14 protein-coding genes are annotated in these 15,111 nt (G+C 44.6%); 10 read left to right on the top strand and 4 right to left on the bottom strand.

What is annotated here, in order from left to right; translation table 11 throughout:
- Positions 1–6: 6 nt before the first annotated feature.
- The 7 genes from AC6H1S_RS16500 to AC6H1S_RS16470 all read left to right on the top strand — a co-directional run bounded on the left by AC6H1S_RS16500 (position 7) and on the right by AC6H1S_RS16470 (position 6,756).
- A complete protein-coding gene (locus AC6H1S_RS16500) occupies positions 7–1,488 on the top strand; it encodes a RagB/SusD family nutrient uptake outer membrane protein (protein WP_497564319.1) in 1,482 nt (493 codons plus the stop codon).
- A gap of 6 nt (positions 1,489–1,494) precedes the next feature.
- A complete protein-coding gene (locus AC6H1S_RS16495; RefSeq protein WP_497564318.1) occupies positions 1,495–2,925 on the top strand; it encodes a substrate import-associated zinc metallohydrolase lipoprotein in 1,431 nt (476 codons plus the stop codon).
- Between the two features lie 10 nt (positions 2,926–2,935).
- Positions 2,936–4,279, top strand: a complete 1,344-nt coding sequence (locus tag AC6H1S_RS16490) for a DUF4302 domain-containing protein (protein WP_497564317.1) — start codon at positions 2,936–2,938, stop codon at positions 4,277–4,279.
- Positions 4,280–4,383: 104 nt separating this feature from the next.
- Positions 4,384–4,641, top strand: coding sequence for a hypothetical protein (locus tag AC6H1S_RS16485; RefSeq protein ID WP_497564316.1), 258 nt, complete (start codon positions 4,384–4,386; stop codon positions 4,639–4,641).
- Positions 4,642–4,664: 23 nt separating this feature from the next.
- Positions 4,665–5,060 (top strand): DUF983 domain-containing protein, encoded by a 396-nt coding sequence (locus AC6H1S_RS16480; protein ID WP_199137034.1) that lies wholly within the window; start codon positions 4,665–4,667, stop codon positions 5,058–5,060.
- A 147-nt stretch (positions 5,061–5,207) separates the two neighbouring features.
- Positions 5,208–5,870: a DUF2461 domain-containing protein gene (locus tag AC6H1S_RS16475; protein ID WP_199137036.1), complete on the top strand. Its 663-nt coding sequence runs from the start codon at positions 5,208–5,210 to the stop codon at positions 5,868–5,870.
- A 43-nt stretch (positions 5,871–5,913) separates the two neighbouring features.
- Positions 5,914–6,756 carry an OmpA/MotB family protein gene (locus AC6H1S_RS16470; RefSeq protein ID WP_199137038.1) on the top strand — a complete coding sequence of 281 codons (843 nt, stop codon included), beginning with the start codon at positions 5,914–5,916 and terminating at the stop codon, positions 6,754–6,756.
- A gap of 72 nt (positions 6,757–6,828) precedes the next feature.
- Here AC6H1S_RS16470 and rfbC read toward each other — a convergent pair whose 3' ends face one another.
- The 3 genes from rfbC to AC6H1S_RS16455 are packed head-to-tail and all read right to left on the bottom strand — an operon-like array spanning position 6,829 to position 9,506.
- Complete coding sequence (rfbC, locus tag AC6H1S_RS16465; RefSeq protein ID WP_497564315.1) at positions 6,829–7,380, bottom strand: dTDP-4-dehydrorhamnose 3,5-epimerase; 552 nt, start codon at positions 7,378–7,380, stop codon at positions 6,829–6,831.
- Positions 7,381–7,683: a DUF4286 family protein gene (locus tag AC6H1S_RS16460; RefSeq protein ID WP_199137042.1), complete on the bottom strand. Its 303-nt coding sequence runs from the start codon at positions 7,681–7,683 to the stop codon at positions 7,381–7,383.
- A 14-nt stretch (positions 7,684–7,697) separates the two neighbouring features.
- Positions 7,698–9,506, bottom strand: coding sequence for a tetratricopeptide repeat protein (locus AC6H1S_RS16455; protein ID WP_497564314.1), 1,809 nt, complete (start codon positions 9,504–9,506; stop codon positions 7,698–7,700).
- A 236-nt stretch (positions 9,507–9,742) separates the two neighbouring features.
- On the opposite strand from AC6H1S_RS16455, the gene AC6H1S_RS16450 reads away from it, so the two are divergent.
- The 3 genes from AC6H1S_RS16450 (at position 9,743) to AC6H1S_RS16440 (ending at position 14,079) form a co-directional block, all read left to right on the top strand.
- Positions 9,743–11,635: a S9 family peptidase gene (locus AC6H1S_RS16450; protein ID WP_497564313.1), complete on the top strand. Its 1,893-nt coding sequence runs from the start codon at positions 9,743–9,745 to the stop codon at positions 11,633–11,635.
- A gap of 6 nt (positions 11,636–11,641) precedes the next feature.
- Positions 11,642–13,315, top strand: a complete 1,674-nt coding sequence (locus tag AC6H1S_RS16445) for a sensor histidine kinase (RefSeq protein ID WP_199137048.1) — start codon at positions 11,642–11,644, stop codon at positions 13,313–13,315.
- 74 nt (positions 13,316–13,389) lie between these two features.
- Positions 13,390–14,079 carry a response regulator transcription factor gene (locus tag AC6H1S_RS16440; protein ID WP_199137050.1) on the top strand — a complete coding sequence of 230 codons (690 nt, stop codon included), beginning with the start codon at positions 13,390–13,392 and terminating at the stop codon, positions 14,077–14,079.
- A gap of 69 nt (positions 14,080–14,148) precedes the next feature.
- Here the strand turns inward: AC6H1S_RS16440 and AC6H1S_RS16435 are convergent, their stop codons facing one another.
- On the bottom strand, positions 14,149–15,039 hold the full coding sequence (locus AC6H1S_RS16435) for a UbiA prenyltransferase family protein (protein WP_497564312.1): 891 nt from the start codon (positions 15,037–15,039) through the stop codon (positions 14,149–14,151).
- Between the last annotated feature and the right edge of the window lie 72 nt (positions 15,040–15,111).

Below are 15,111 nucleotides of genomic sequence, written 5' to 3'. Positions count from 1 at the left end.
GAAATTATGAAATTGAATAAAATATTATGGACCACTCTTGGCGTGACGTTGCTGTTTGCAATGCCATCGTGCAAGAAGTTTTTAGAACAATCGCCAGATAACCGTGCGGAGATCAATACGGTTGAGAAGCTGTCGCAATTGGTGTCAACAGCCTATCCTTCTCGCGATTATTTAACCTTTACCGAAGCCTCTTCAGATAATGCCGAAGACAAAGGCGTGGGTGTTGGTTCTTTGTTTGATGTAATCGACCTGCCTTACAACTGGCAAGACAGGATTGGCGATGGCACGAACACCGCTACCGCCTACTGGAACGCCTGTTATGAAGCCATTGCAGCCGCCAACCAAGCTTTGGAATCGATAGAAACCAATAATCTGGGTAGCGGAGCCCTTCCATACAAAGGAGAAGCATTGGTGTGTAGGGCTTATGCGCATTTTATGTTGGCTACTTTATTTGCCACGCCTTATAAAATCGGTGGGGCCAATACTGCACCTGGCGTGCCTTATGTAGATAAGCCAGAAACCAAAGTGATCCAGCCTTACAGCAGGGGTACAGTGGCCAGCACTTACGAAAGGATCAGGAAAGACCTGGAAGATGGTTTGCCTTTGTTGCAGGCATCAGCCTACAAAATTCCAAAATATCATTTTACGCCAGCCGCAGCACATGCATTTGCTTCGCGTTTTTACCTATTTACAGGCGAGTGGCAGAAAGTAGTAGACCATGCTACGCTAGCCGTGCCTGGCAATGATTTTGTGAACAACATGCGCCCGATTTCAACCACGTTGAGGTTAATGACTTTCCCTGATTTCTTGACCAATTTCATGAGCAGCGGACAAAAGTATAACCTGTTGTTGTTGGGTACTTATTCTACCTACGCCCGTTTCATCAGTACAGGTACTACGCCTCGCCATGGCTACGGTTCTAAAATGGCCAAAATGTTTTCGGCTGGACAAAACGTTACCGGAAAAGCCTTGGCCAACAACGTGCTTTCGTACGGCGTACCAAACTATACCACCTACAAATTCAAGGAGAACTTTTTTAACATCTCCCCAGATATAGGGTATCCTTACCTTACTTTCGCGGGTTTAACGGTTGATGAAACCTTGATGAACAGGGCAGAAGCCTATGCAGAGTTAGGTATGAACGATTTGGCGCTGAAGGATATCAATGATTTTTACAGCGTAAGAATCGTAAATTATAATCCTAATAACGATGCGGTTACTTTGGCAAAGATCACTAGTTTTTATCCGGCAATTACCGACGTCAAGCAAGGCCTGATCAGAACCATATTGGATGCCAAAAAAGCAGAGTTCCTACAAGAAGGCCTCAGGTGGTTCGATATCATCCGTCGTGATCTAACGGTTGTCCATAACGACTTGGCCGCCGATGGAGCCGAAACCTTCAGGGAGCTAAAACCAGGAGATCCGCGTCGACTTTTCCAATTGCCAGTAGAAGTTAAAACCTCAGGTGTTGAACTAAATCCTAGATAAGCAGAGATGAAAAATATAATTAAAACAACAGCAGTTTTTTTGCTAGCCGTAGGGTTGTTTGCCTGTCGCAAAACAGAAAAGCTAAACGTGGATTACAGTACCTTTAATCCAGACGACCCTCGCACAAACACGCCATTAGACCAATGGCTGAAAACCAATTTCCTTGACGAATACAATATCGACGTCATTTACAGGTACAACAGGTATTACCATGGCAATACGGCCAACGTGGTACCTAGCAAGCTGGAGAACATACAGCCCACCATGCAAATGGTGCTCGATGGTTTCATTTCGCCCTACCGTAAAATTGCCGGCGAAACCTTTACCAAAACCTATATGCCTAAAGAATGGGTGTTGTTCGGTTCGTATGCCTATGCAAATACCTCCGATCCTGGCGTAGCCGGTACGGCCGCCGCCGGAAGAAGGATTACCTTGTATGGTGTAAACGATTACCAGCCATTGCCTGCAGGCCAGTTCTATGCCTGGGATAGGCAACGCATCATGCACCACGAGTTTGGCCACATCCTGAACCAGATCATCCCTATCCCGACCGATTGGGAGGCTATTTCGAAAGGGTTTTACAAGCAGCCATACAACGATACGCCAACAGATACTGCCCGCAGAAATGGTTTTGTAACCAGCTATGCCAGTGGCGTATCAACCGAAGATTATGCCGAAACCATCAGCTGGCTATTGATTAACGGACAGGTTTGGTATGACGATTGGGCCAGTTTTGCCAATACCGCAGGTAAGGCCAGGTTTGTCCAAAAAGAAAACAACGTCATCAACTACTACAACAACTTGGGCATCAACTTTAAAAAGTTGCAAATGGAAGTGCAGCAGTACATGATTGGTATTGGTCTCAAAGAAAGCAAATTCGCCTATTGGCTTGGCAAAAACCGTACGCCATTGGTTACACCTTTGCCGAGCCCGGCACCTGCGCCAATCCCCACTTTTAAATCATTGATGTTAAATCCTAGCGCCGATTATTATGTAAAGTATGGTGGCTCTACAGAATTTAAGCAACTTTATGACCAAGTGGTGGCCAATGTGTTCGCAATTGCTCCAGGTGGTCGCAAAGTCAATTTTATAAGGTTTGATTTCCCTTCTACCACTTCGGTAACGATGAACATCAACTATACCAACTCTGCTGGTACAGTGTTCGATGCCAAGTATGCCTTCAACATGGCGATTACTTTAGCAACCAGCCAAGTGAAGTTTACAACAGGAACGCCTGGCGGAACCGATGCACCATGGGTAGCAAATGCAAATACCCTTGCTGCAGCCGTAAAACCATTGAGCGATTACCTAGTTAACAACACATTTGTAGCAAACTGGTTACCGGTGAACGTAGTACCCGAAGACTACATGAAACTGGCCGGTTTTAGCGTGTTGAATGCGCCAACCAATTATTTTTACGGACCATTGGCTTATTAAATTGATGAAAATGAAAAAAATATTATATGCATTTGTATTCCTGTCGGTGATGATGGGGTGCAAAAAGACATCATACGTGCCTAAGTTTGACAAAACGCCGCAAGAACGTGCGGCCGATCAAATCAAGCTGGTTTCTACCACACTTACAAGCGCCACCAACGGATGGATTGCGACCATGCCAACCCAAGCGGGTGGCGGTTATGGGTTTTTTATCACTTTTGATACTGAACAAGGCGTAACCATGCTTGGAGATATGACCAACGAATCGGCCACAACATTGGGCAAGTCATACTACAGGGTGAAACAGGATATGGGCACAGAACTGGTGTTCGATACCTATAATTACATCTCGATGCTTGACGATCCCAACGGGGCTGTTTTGGGCGGTGCATCGAAAGTAGGCTATAGCAGCGACATCGAGTTTACTTACGACAGAATGAATGGCGACAGTATTTTCTTTGTAGGCAAAAAATATAGACAACCACTTAAAATGGTAAAAGCCACGGCGGCTCAAAAAACTGCCTATACGAATGGAGATTACCTCACGGCTATTAATAAGCTGAAGAACTTTTTCACTACAGTTAAGTATCCGTATGTAGAAGTGGCAAGCGGTTCGGCTACTTTAAAAGCTGGAATCAGCATGAATGCCACCAATAATTTAGCAGCTGGTAAAAGAGTAACTTTTACAGGTGTTTTAGCTGATGGAATGACCGTAGGTAGTGCTTCAGCTAAATTTGCCTTCACTTTAGATGGGGCCGACATTCTAGGTGGCGGTTTAGTTTATCAGGGTATTAAGTTTGTCAGGTTTTTCTGGAAAGATGCTGCAACTTTGGTCATGTACGATTCAACAGGCAAAGAATATGTAGTGAAAAGCAATCCAACACCTATTACGCCGCTATGGCTACTGATTGGAACTGGTTATACATCTGTTACCGTAGCCAATGCCACCACTGCACCAGGCTGGGGCGCCGATTACGTAACAAGAAGGGCAGACGCCGCCAACAAAATGTTAACGGGTGGTTATGCCTTACGCTTAGAGCAAATGTCTTACGCCTTTAATAATGCATCAAAAAAGATGACCTTAAAGGTTAACATGCCACAAAACTCTACACAATATGTAGGAACCATCAACTATACCTATACCAGATCGGATAATGGCGTGTTTAAGTTCACCTATGTGGATGCCGATGGAAACGGCGGTATTATTGTGCCATTTATGGCGTCGCTTTTGGCCCAGCGCCTCAATGTAGATACCTTTAATATCGATTATTTTAGTGATCCATCTGGTACTATACTTGCCCAGTTCAAGAGTATAGAAAACCCAACCTTTACTTTTACAGGTACCCTGCAATAGTTAATAGTTAAATTAATACTTAAGCCTCCTGAGGATTCAGGAGGCTTTTTTATGACATTATTTTTATCCCCCTCAACCACAATAATGCCTATATTTGCATCATCATGAAAAAAGCGGTTGTTTTCTTGTTTCTTTTTGCGCTTAGCTTTGCTTTTACGCCTAGTGTCAAGGCACAGTGTTCGATGTGTACCATCAATGCAGAGCAGGGCACCAAAAACGGCAACAGCCAAACCAAGGGCATTAACGATGGCGTAGTCTACTTGTTGGCCATCCCATACCTGCTAATTGCAGGCATTGGATTCATGTGGTATAAAAACTACCGCAAAAAGGCATCTTCGCCTACCTTAAATACCGAAAACTAACCTCCGTTTGAACACATGCAGCCATGAAGAAAACCGCTAAGCTGTATGCCGTTTTCAAGGCTAGGTGCCCACAGTGCAGGCGCGGGCCGATATTTGCCGGAAGCCTATATGGCTTCAATATCCAAAAAACTTTGCACCATTGCCCCGTTTGCGAACTTCGCTATGAAGTTGAGCCCGGCTATTTCTATGCGGCCATGTACGTAAGCTATGCCATGAACATGGCCGAAATGATTGTCATGGGACTGGCTACCTATCATTTTTCTGGCGGTCGATTGGATTTCGATTCGCTGTGGCTGTATGTTGGTGTCATATTTTTAGGATCGCTTTTGTTATCGCCCTTCAATTACCGATATTCAAGGGTGTTTTTGTTACATTATTTATCGCCCAAGATCAGGTATAAGCCTGAATATGATAAGTAATTGCCGGTTATCAGTTGACAGTTACCAGTTGTCATTTGACAGGTTTCAGTTAACGGTTTCCAGTTGGCAGTAAACAATTTAACAATATGACAATTAACTATTCAACCATCGAATAATCACCAATAGGACCACAAAAGTTATCCACCAATGTTAGATCAAAAAACGTTCGATTTTATCAAAGACCTGGCCCAAAACAACAACCGCGAGTGGTTTGCGGCCAACAAGCACCGCTACGAAGAGGCCAAGGCAGTTCTTTTTCCTTTTATTGCCACATTGATCAAAGAACTGGCCACTATCGATCCCGAGTTTTCGGGTGCTACAGAACCGAAAAAGGCCTTATTGCGCATTTATCGCGATATCCGGTTCAGCCCCAACAAAGACCCATACAAAAAACATTATGGCATTGCCTTCGACATTAAAGGCTACAACGAAACCACACAGAGCTATTACCTGCACATCGAACCTGGAAACTGCTTCTTTGGAGCCGGGTTTTGGCAACCCGAACCCCACATCTTGAAAATGGTGCGGGAAGAAATCGATTACAATGGCGCTGAGTTTTTGGAAATAATCAATCATCCCGACTTTAAAGCCATGTTTCGCCTCAGCGAGGAGGGCAAACTGAAAAAGGCGCCCAAGGGTTACGAGCCCAGCCACCCACAGATCGAATGGCTTAAGCTCAAAAGCTTTGCGGCCATGTGCCCAATTGCCGATTCGGAGTTTTTAAAGCCTGCTATCGTTGATAAGTTGATAACTGCTTTTGCGACTATCCAGCCATTTATGCTATTTTTGAGAAAAGCCACAGCCTCGTAGTTGTAGCGCACACACAATTGTTAACCTAAACTTTTAAATTCTGATGAAGAAAATCGGCCTTTTGGCAGCATTTGCCTTATTTATTACCGCTTTCAGTTCCTGTGTTATCCTGTCGCCGAAAAAATACAAGGCTCTATTGGCCAAACAAGATTCGCTCAATACCGGGTGGACCGAATCGCAGCTTAAAAACGAAAGCCTCGAACAAAGAATAGCGCGCTTAAAGGCAGATACCGCTTCTTTAAATGGTCAACTGGCCGATTTAAGATCCAAATACACCGAAATGGACGGCAACTATGCCAAGCTGAGAAGCAACAGCTCATCCGAAATCAATAAATTATCGGCCGACTTAAAAAAACGCGAACAGCGTTTAAAAGAGGTGGAAGAAATTCTGCGCAAACGCGACGAAGCGACCAACCAATTGAAGGCCAAGCTACAGGAAGCATTGTTAGGCTTTACCAAAAACGGCCTTACCGTCGAAATCAAGAACGGCAAGGTTTATGTTTCGCTAACCGATAAATTGCTGTTCCCTTCGGGCAGTATTATTATTGACGAGAAGGGCAAACAGGCCTTAACGCAACTGGCAACCGTATTAAAGCAACAGCCGGAAATCAATATCGCTGTTGAGGGCCATACCGACTCGCAAAAGATCAACAATTTGGGCCAGATCAAAGACAACTGGGATTTGAGCGTACTGCGTGCCACTTCGGTAGTTCGTTTCTTAACAGAAGAGCAAAAGGTAGAAAGCGTAAGGATGACCGCAACCGGAAAGGGAGAGTATCAGCCTTTGGCACCCAATACCTCGGCCGAAAATCGCAGCAAGAACCGCAGGATAGAAATTGTGCTTTCGCCTAAACTAGACGAGCTGTACGATTTGATCAAGCAATAAATCATGACTTATTGGGTCCTCGCCCAATAAACGGAATAGCCCTATCTGCAAATCGTAGATAGGGCTGTTCATTTAAAACGGACTTTCCAGCGACTTAAAATCGCTAAGGAGCAAGTCTTTGTCTGAAAGAAGTATTTCGCTGCGCTCAATATTGCCCCAATTAACGTTGAGGGTGGGATCATTCCACATGATGCCGATCTCTGAATGCTTGTCGTAGTAATTGGTTACCTTATAAGTGAAAATCGTATTGTTTTCGAGCGTTAAAAAGCCATGCAGAAAACCAGGGGGCATCCAAAGCTGCTTATGGTTTTCGCCAGAAAGCTCAATGCTGAAATGCTGGCCATAAGTAGCCGAATCTTTCCTGATGTCTACGGCCACATCGAGTACGCTTCCTTGGATTACCCTTACCAGCTTGCCTTGTGCAAATGGAGGCGCTTGTGCATGCAGGCCGCGCAGGGTTCCCTTTTGAGAAAAAGATTGGTTGTCTTGTACAAAAACGGCATGAATGCCAGCCGCTTCAAAGGCCTTGGCATTATAGCTTTCGTAAAAATAGCCTCTGGCATCTTTCCATACTTTTGGCTCGATCACCAAAAGGTCTTTAATAGGTGTTTGTATAATGTTCATCTAGTCTACGTATTGCATGAGGGTGCGAAAGGCTACAAACCGGTTTTCAAACCTGGCTTGCATTGCGGCCTGTAGGGCGGGCGAATGCATGGTTCTATAGGCCTCATAGCTTTCGAGGTCTTCAACCACATATTGTGCGCAAAAAGTTTGCCCCTCATTGGGCGAATCCAATACCTTGAGCAGGCGGTTAGACACAAATTTGCCGGTAGCCATTACCTCGGGTATATGGGTTTCCTGCATCCACTGCATCCATTCGTCGGCAGCAGAATCTTCAAGAATTACAGTTACATTGTATAAAAGCATGCGCAAAGATAGGATTATGTGCCTACATTATCACCTCGTATGTTTCTAAAGCGTTTTCTGGCTTCGGCATTGAACATACTTCCGGGGTAGTCGTTCATCAATTGCTGATACAATTTTTTGGCTTCGTCGGGCTTGTCCAGTTTTTTGTCGTACAGATCGGCCAGGGTAAAAAGTGCATCATCAATCCAAATGCTGTCGTGGTGAGCATCAATCAGTTCTTTCAGCATGTTCACCGCTTTCTCCAGGTCGTTGGTTTTGATGTAGATTTTGGCTTTGGCCATTAAAATATCATCGGTAAGGCTGTTGTTCGGAAAAGCAACATCGATGCTGTCCAATTTCACCAACGCTTCGCTGCTGCGGTTCATAAACTGCAGCATATCGGCATCGGCATACATCTTAAGCGCCAAGCTGTCGTTTTTGCTTTGCAGGTTGTCTGAAATCAACAGGCTAAGGTTAAGGGCGTCGTTGGCAATCAGTTGCGAAGTAGAGGCCTTCAGTACATCGGCCTGCGATTTGGCATACTGGAAATCGCCCACGTAGAAAAACAATTTGGCCGATCGGTATTTGGCTTCGTTGCCCATGGGCTGATTTTCGAACTGCTTGGCCACCTGCTCATAAACCAAAATGGCTTCCCAGGGCTGTTTAGTCAGGATGTAGATATCGCCCAAATCCATTTTAAGCTGGGCCATGTCAGTCGGCTGTATGCGTTGTATCTTGAGACCTTCTTCGAGGGTAGCCTCTGCCTTTTTCAGGTCGTTGAGGTAATAGGCCTGTAGGTAGGCTAATCTTTGCAAGGCGTAAAGGCTCTGCGGCGTTTTGCCATACTGGGCCAAAATGGCTTCGTATTCATTGGCCAAGGCCTGGATGGCAGGTTTTTCGAATTTGCCACTAATGGCCAACTGGTATTTGGCATTAACCAGTTCAATTTTGGCGGGCAGGTAAAAATCGCTTTCCGTACCCTTGGCCAATAGGTATTCGTAGGCCTTAATGGCTGTGGTATAGGCTTTATTGGCCACAAAGGTGTTGGCTGTATTGTAGAGCAGCGTGCCATCGCCCTTGGTGCGCTTGTCTTGCGCAATAAGCTGGCGCAGGGCCATTTCGTATTCCTGTTGCTGTATGTATTGCCAGATCAGCATTTCGATATAAACCTCTGCCTGCGGGTCTTTTTGTATTTTTTTGAGCAGGGCTGCCTGCAACAGCTGGTAATCTGCATTGCTTTCGAAAACGGAGGCCAGTACATTTTGCGCCTGCAGCTGCAACTGCGGGGTGAGTGCCAGGGCATTAACATACTCTTGGATAAGGGCCAATTTGTCTTTTTTGAAACGGTAGATACTCAGCAGTTCGTATAAAAAGAGCTGGTCGTCGGCCAAGAGCTTGCGGCCCTGCAAAAATGTGGCGGCCGCCATATCGTAGGACTCAAAACGGTAAAAGCTGTTGGCCAGGTCCCTAAATTTATTTTCGTCTTTGGGTGTGTTGGCTATGGCTTCCTGAAAAATCTTGTTGGCTTCGGCAGTTCGTCCGTTTTCCTGATAAACGCGGCCAAGCGCTACAGCATATTGGCTTTTTTGGGGATATTGCTTAATCAATCCTTTCAGCAGGCTTTCGGCTTCGCTGTATTTCTTGATTTTGATTAGCGCATTGAAATAGAGTTCAAAATAGCCGTCGTTCTTGGTTTTATTAAACAGTTTTTCCAGCAGCACCGCGGCTTTTTCGTAGTCGGCCTGTTGGTAATACTGATAGGCCAAAGCCTCGTCTATGTCATTTTGCGCCAGTAGCGTAAAAAACGAACAGGAAAGAAAAATGAGCAAAATGAATCTTTTCATCGAAGACGTTTTGGCGTTGGTACCTAAAATTAATTATTTTGAACGCAATTTAAGCCTGTTTGTTCAAATAACGAAAATTGTGCGCGCGTATTCTAAATGTTACTCGCAATTTATTTGAATAAATTTCAATGTTGGCTACATTGAAATCTTAAATACGGCTGCGGAGTAAGTAACAATATTAACGGCAAATGCCCTTGCCTGCAAGGTGTTCCGTATTTTTGTGTGATTTTTTAAGTATGACGTTAGCGAAAAGATATATTTTATTGGTACTCGGAACATTGCTGTTGGCCTGTAGCAGGGGCAATAAGGTGCCCGAAATTCCGGTCAACGATTTTTTCAAATCGCAAGACAGGGCCACGTACCGTATATCTCCGGATGGCAAAAGTCTTTCGTACCTGAAGTTGCAAGACAAAAAGCAAAATCTCTTTGTCGAAGATATCGCCACGGGCAAAGTGGTGCAGCTAACCCACCTGCGCGAAAAAAACATCAGCTTTTATTCCTGGGTTAGCAACAACGAACTGATCTATTACAAGGAAAAACATGGCGATCGGTTTCAGTCTGATTTGTTCATCATCAACAAAGGGGGCAAAGACGAACGCCAGCTGAGCAGCAACGAAAAAACGAGAATGCGTGTGCTCGACGACCAGTTGATGGACGATAAATACCTGCTCATTCTGTCTAACCAACGCGATTCGACGGTTTCTGACGTGTATCGGCTCAACGTACGCGACGGCAAGATGGAAATGGCGGCACAGAACCCCGGCAACATTACCAAATGGATAACCGATTCGAAAGGACGGCTCCGCATGGCGACTTCGAGCGACGGGGTAAATGAAAAATTGCTGTACCGCGAAAACGAAGGGCAGGAATTTAAAACCATACTCACCAATAATTTTAAAACTACTTTGTTTCCGGTGGCTTTTGCCGAAGAGAAACCCAATACGGTGTACGCCATTTCTGACGTGAACCGGAACAACAGCGCTTTGGTTGAGCTCGACTGCCTAACGGGAAAAGAAAAAAGCGTATTGTTTTCTAACGATACCCTGAACGTGGTAGATGCCCAATACTCGAAAAGGAAGGGCAAAATGGCTTATGTGGTTTGCGAAACTTGGAAAAAAGAAAAGCATTACCTCGACAACGATGCCAAAGTGCTTTACCAAAAGCTGGATAAATTATTGGCGAAGGCAGAAGTAAGGGTCATCGATCGCGATAAGAGCGAAGATGTATTTGTGTTGCGCACATTTACCGACCGTAACCCAGGTTCGTACTATCTGTACATTGCCAGCAGCGGTACGCTGAAGAAGCTCAGCGATATCAATTCTTCGATCAAGGAAGAAGAAATGTGTGAAATGAAGCCCATCAGTTTTACCTCGCGCGATGGACTGAAACTGAACGGTTACCTCACCCTGCCTTTAAATTCGACGGCTAAAAACCTACCTGTCGTGGTGGTCCCGCATAACGGACCAGGCCAACGAAATACCTGGGGCTTTAATGCCGAAGTCCAGTTTTTTGCCAACAGAGGCTATGCCGTGCTGCAAATCAATTACCGGGGCTCGTCGGGCTATGGCAAGAATTTTTATGCCGCCGGTTTTAAGCAATGGGGTGGCAAGATCCAAGACGATATTGATGATGGCGTACAGTGGCTCGTACAGAAGAAAATTGCCAATCCGCAGCGCATTGGCATTTACGGTAGTGGATTTGGAGGCTACATCGCCCTCAATGCGGCTATTAAAAGTCCTAAGCTCTACAAATGTGCAGCCTCTAATACGGGTGTATTAAACCTGTTCAGCTACTTGAGCACCATTCCGCCTTTCTTTAGGTCGAATCTGCAGATGTATTACGAAATTATAGGCAACCCCGATACCGACGTAGACTACATGCGCCAGGCATCGCCTATTTTTCACGCCGAGAAAGTAAATATCCCTATCTTTATTACACAGAACACCAAAGATCCGCGCATCAGCGCCAGCGATGCCATCCGCTTTGTTAAAGAACTTAAAAAGCGCAACGTGCCGGTAACTTATTTTGAAAGGGAAGACCTGCCTTTCGGAATGGGGCGCGAAGAAAGCCGACAAAAGACCTACGCCGCGCTCGAAAGTTTTTTGGAGAACAATTTGAAAAAGAAATAGACTGAAATGATTTCAGAAAAAGATACTGGATATCGCAAGAATTTTTCGCTGATCGTCACTTTTATTGTCCTGATTTCGGTTGTATTCGTCCTTTCCCTGTTTTTGGCCTTCAATTACAGCAAAAAGAACATCGAAAACGAATTTGTTTCGGCCAAGGCCAATGTGCTGGAAGAAAGCATCAAGCCTTATAACGATTTCTTTTTTAATAAGCTGCCGGAAATTTCTTACTACAACGGCTTTCTCGATTCAGCAACGGCTTCCAAGTTTGTCGATACCATCCTGCTTCAATACCCCTTTGTATCGAAGGTAGTTTTTTACGATACGGAGGTAAAAAACATCAAATACGAGGAGAATGGCCTTAACCAGGGCCATTTCGCCATCGGGATGAAGAGTGTTTACCAGTTTGGCAGCTTGGTGCCTAAAGATTCGATCAAATTGTTTAGTGCCAGCGAAGGCAGGAATTATGCCGAAACGGAAGATTTTAATGCTTCGGCGCTAAAAATCATCAATTTTTTGCAGAAGCTCGATACGGCTAAGGTGCCCAACCAGGATAAGCTGTTCAGCAGCTTTGCCACGATTCGCTCCAATAAAATCGATTATTTTAATATTCCGAGCCCCGAACTGCTCAAAACCTATAAAAGGATGGTGTCAGAAAAGCTCGATTCGGATCCTATTTACCAGCAAGACCTGCTTTCTTTTGAGCTCGACCCCAGCAAGATCAAGATTAAGAACACCCGGCCACTTTTATATCAGCATATCAAAATAGAACCGATTACCTACGACCCTTTGGATGCTTCTGAATATATAACCGGCGAGATTTCCCTGCCTGGGGCATTTTCGGAGTTTAAGCTTTATTTCATCTCGTCGAGGTCTTTCGTCAAGAAGGAAATATTCAGCTACTTTTTGCCTATAGCCGCGCTTTTGCTGCTGTTTTATGGCGTATTGGTGCTGGTGGCCTTTCTCATTTACCGTAACCTGAACATCAACCATAAAATGTTCAAGCTGCAGTACGATTTCCTGACCAACCTGACGCACGAGTTCAAGACCCCGGTAAGCGTTATCAAGATTGCGGGCAACAACATCAAGAGCGCACCAAGCATCAGTGAGCGCGAACAGAAGCTGTACGGAAAAATATTAGACGAAGAAGCCGATAAGCTTAATGGACTGATGAACAAATTGCTGGCTTTTACCCAAATCGAAAACAAGGCCATTACCCTTAACCGCGATGAAATTAACGTGGCCGAGTTTATCGAAAGTACCATCGATGTACATTGCCTCAAGCATCCCGATTTCGATTTTACCTACGAACTGGATGGCTTTAAAACCCTTGTAACCGATCCGGTACTGCTGGGCAGCCTTTTCGACAACCTGGCCGAAAATGCCTATAAATATTCGCCGGTTAACCACAAAAAGCTGCATATTTCGGCCCGCTTGGTTAAAGATCGTGTGGTATTCAGGTTTAAAGATGCAGGCATCGGTATTCCATCGTCGGAAATAAATAATATCTTTAAAAAGTTTTACCGCATTCAGAACCGCTACAACCAGAATGGAAGCGTAGGACTGGGCTTGGCTTTTTGCAAAGAACTGGTTAACTTTATGGGTGGCGAAATCACCGTAAAAAGCGTGGTAGACAAAGGAACCGAATTTAAAATTGTATTACCCTATAATAACGAGTTGTAGTGCTGGGTTTGGCCTGTAGCATGCTGTAGGCAGTAACGTTCCAATTTAAGCACTGCACTTTAAAACTAAAAAAAATGTCTAAAGGAATTAAAATACTGATTGTTGAAGACGACGAAAATCTTCGTTTCTTGGTGGTACACCGTTTACAGGCAGAAGGATACGAGGTGTTGGAGAACAGTGATGGACTAATAGCCGTGGAGACCATTGTAAACGAAAAGCCCGATATTGTGCTGCTCGATTGGATGCTGCCTGGCAAAGAGGGCTCTGAAGTATGCGAAGAAGTACGTAAGCAGGGCTATGAAGGCCTGGTGATTATGATGACAGCCAAAGCGCAGGATGTAGATAAGATCGATGCCTATAATTTTGGAGCTTCTGATTATGTAACCAAGCCCTTTAACATGGACGTACTGGTAGCCATGCTCGATAGCAAGGTGAAGTTCCTGCTTAACAACGACCGTTCAGAAATACATCGTTTTGGCAACATGGAGCACCACCCGAATATCCATACCCTGTTTCGCGATGGCAAGAAAATAGAACTGACCATTTTAGAAAACAGGATTTTGCTGTATTTCTTGCGCAATCCGAACAAGGTAATCAACCGCGACGAGCTGATGCTGGTGGTTTGGGGCTACAATTCGGATGTAAACACCCGTACCCTCGACATGCACATTGTAAGGCTACGCAAAAAGATAGAACTCAATCCCGATAATCCGCAATTGCTGCAAACCGTTCGCGGGATCGGCTACCGCTTTAATGCCGGATAAAATATCCTGAAAACGCTTGCGGAGCTTTAACAACTTCGCAAGTCTTTCTAACAAAAAACTATCTCCGGTTTAAAAAAGCTTGTCCAGCAGATTGGTGGCAAACAACATGGCGCACTGCAGAATCATCATGCCGTCGAGCCACAAGAAATAATAGTATTCGCTTCTTTTCGGGCTCGATTTAAAAATGAGCCAGCCTGTTAAAAAAATGGTTAGGGCTAAAGCGGCCACATCAAGGTTGATGGTTTTGGTAAACAGCACCAGCAAGATCAGGTACAACCCTAATATTACCAAACAAAAAAACCAGGCCTTTTTCTCCCACGAAGTTACCGTAATGGTTTTAAGCTCGTAGATTTTGTCTTGGAAAAGGTCCCTGCTATCGAAAGGAATGGTTAAGGCGCAGATGAACAGCAAACGCTGGGCAAGCAAAAGAATTGTTTCGCCTAGCGGAATGACAATGCCATAATTGTTTTCAAGCTCTACAATAGGCAGCAATACGCAGCTAACCGACCATATAAAGGCAATCAGAAACAATTTGATAACCGGCAGGTTGCGCAGGCTTATCTTTTTTTGGTCTAGCGTAAGAAAAGGGAAATTATAAGCCACGGCAATAATACCTACAAAGCCCATCAGCAATTTGGCCTGCATGCTTAAGTACAGCAAAGCTAGTGGTATGATGCACAGGATGGCAATCATCGTTATCGATATCATTAAGCGATGATGCGCAAAGAACCAGTCTATTCTCTTGAACTGCGATTTTTGCAGGTAGGCCGGCTTGGTTAAGAGTACGCTGAGGTTATAGCTAATGAGTGTGGCAAAGAACAAAAACGCCAATACATATCGATCTGCCGGAAGCCCCAGTAAATAATAGGTAACCAAGCCTTGTGCAACGGCACAAACAGCAATAAAAATATTGCTGAAAAGCAGAAAGTCCAGAACAGAAAAAAGTATTTTTTTAAACATTTCTCGTTAATTGGCTCATTTGGTCTATTGGCCAATAATTAGCTCGGCATGAATGTAAATATCGCAATTTCC

The sequence above is a fragment of the Pedobacter sp. TM02 genome (assembly GCF_059705275.1).
The sequence above is the reverse complement of the archived record's forward strand: the minus strand, read 5'-3'. Positions and strand labels throughout refer to the sequence as shown.

Bases quoted from the DNA above. Each gene is read 5' to 3' on its own strand.
- AC6H1S_RS16500 (WP_497564319.1), top strand. From the start codon at position 7: ATGAAATTGAATAAAATATTATGGACCACTCTTGGCGTGACGTTGCTG.
- AC6H1S_RS16495 (WP_497564318.1), top strand. From the start codon at position 1,495: ATGAAAAATATAATTAAAACAACAGCAGTTTTTTTGCTAGCCGTAGGG.
- AC6H1S_RS16490 (WP_497564317.1), top strand. From the start codon at position 2,936: ATGAAAAAAATATTATATGCATTTGTATTCCTGTCGGTGATGATGGGG.
- AC6H1S_RS16485 (WP_497564316.1), top strand. From the start codon at position 4,384: ATGAAAAAAGCGGTTGTTTTCTTGTTTCTTTTTGCGCTTAGCTTTGCT.
- AC6H1S_RS16480 (WP_199137034.1), top strand. From the start codon at position 4,665: ATGAAGAAAACCGCTAAGCTGTATGCCGTTTTCAAGGCTAGGTGCCCA.
- AC6H1S_RS16475 (WP_199137036.1), top strand. From the start codon at position 5,208: ATGTTAGATCAAAAAACGTTCGATTTTATCAAAGACCTGGCCCAAAAC.
- AC6H1S_RS16470 (WP_199137038.1), top strand. From the start codon at position 5,914: ATGAAGAAAATCGGCCTTTTGGCAGCATTTGCCTTATTTATTACCGCT.
- rfbC (WP_497564315.1), bottom strand. From the start codon at position 7,380: ATGAACATTATACAAACACCTATTAAAGACCTTTTGGTGATCGAGCCA.
- AC6H1S_RS16460 (WP_199137042.1), bottom strand. From the start codon at position 7,683: ATGCTTTTATACAATGTAACTGTAATTCTTGAAGATTCTGCTGCCGAC.
- AC6H1S_RS16455 (WP_497564314.1), bottom strand. From the start codon at position 9,506: ATGAAAAGATTCATTTTGCTCATTTTTCTTTCCTGTTCGTTTTTTACG.
- AC6H1S_RS16450 (WP_497564313.1), top strand. From the start codon at position 9,743: ATGACGTTAGCGAAAAGATATATTTTATTGGTACTCGGAACATTGCTG.
- AC6H1S_RS16445 (WP_199137048.1), top strand. From the start codon at position 11,642: ATGATTTCAGAAAAAGATACTGGATATCGCAAGAATTTTTCGCTGATC.
- AC6H1S_RS16440 (WP_199137050.1), top strand. From the start codon at position 13,390: ATGTCTAAAGGAATTAAAATACTGATTGTTGAAGACGACGAAAATCTT.
- AC6H1S_RS16435 (WP_497564312.1), bottom strand. From the start codon at position 15,039: ATGTTTAAAAAAATACTTTTTTCTGTTCTGGACTTTCTGCTTTTCAGC.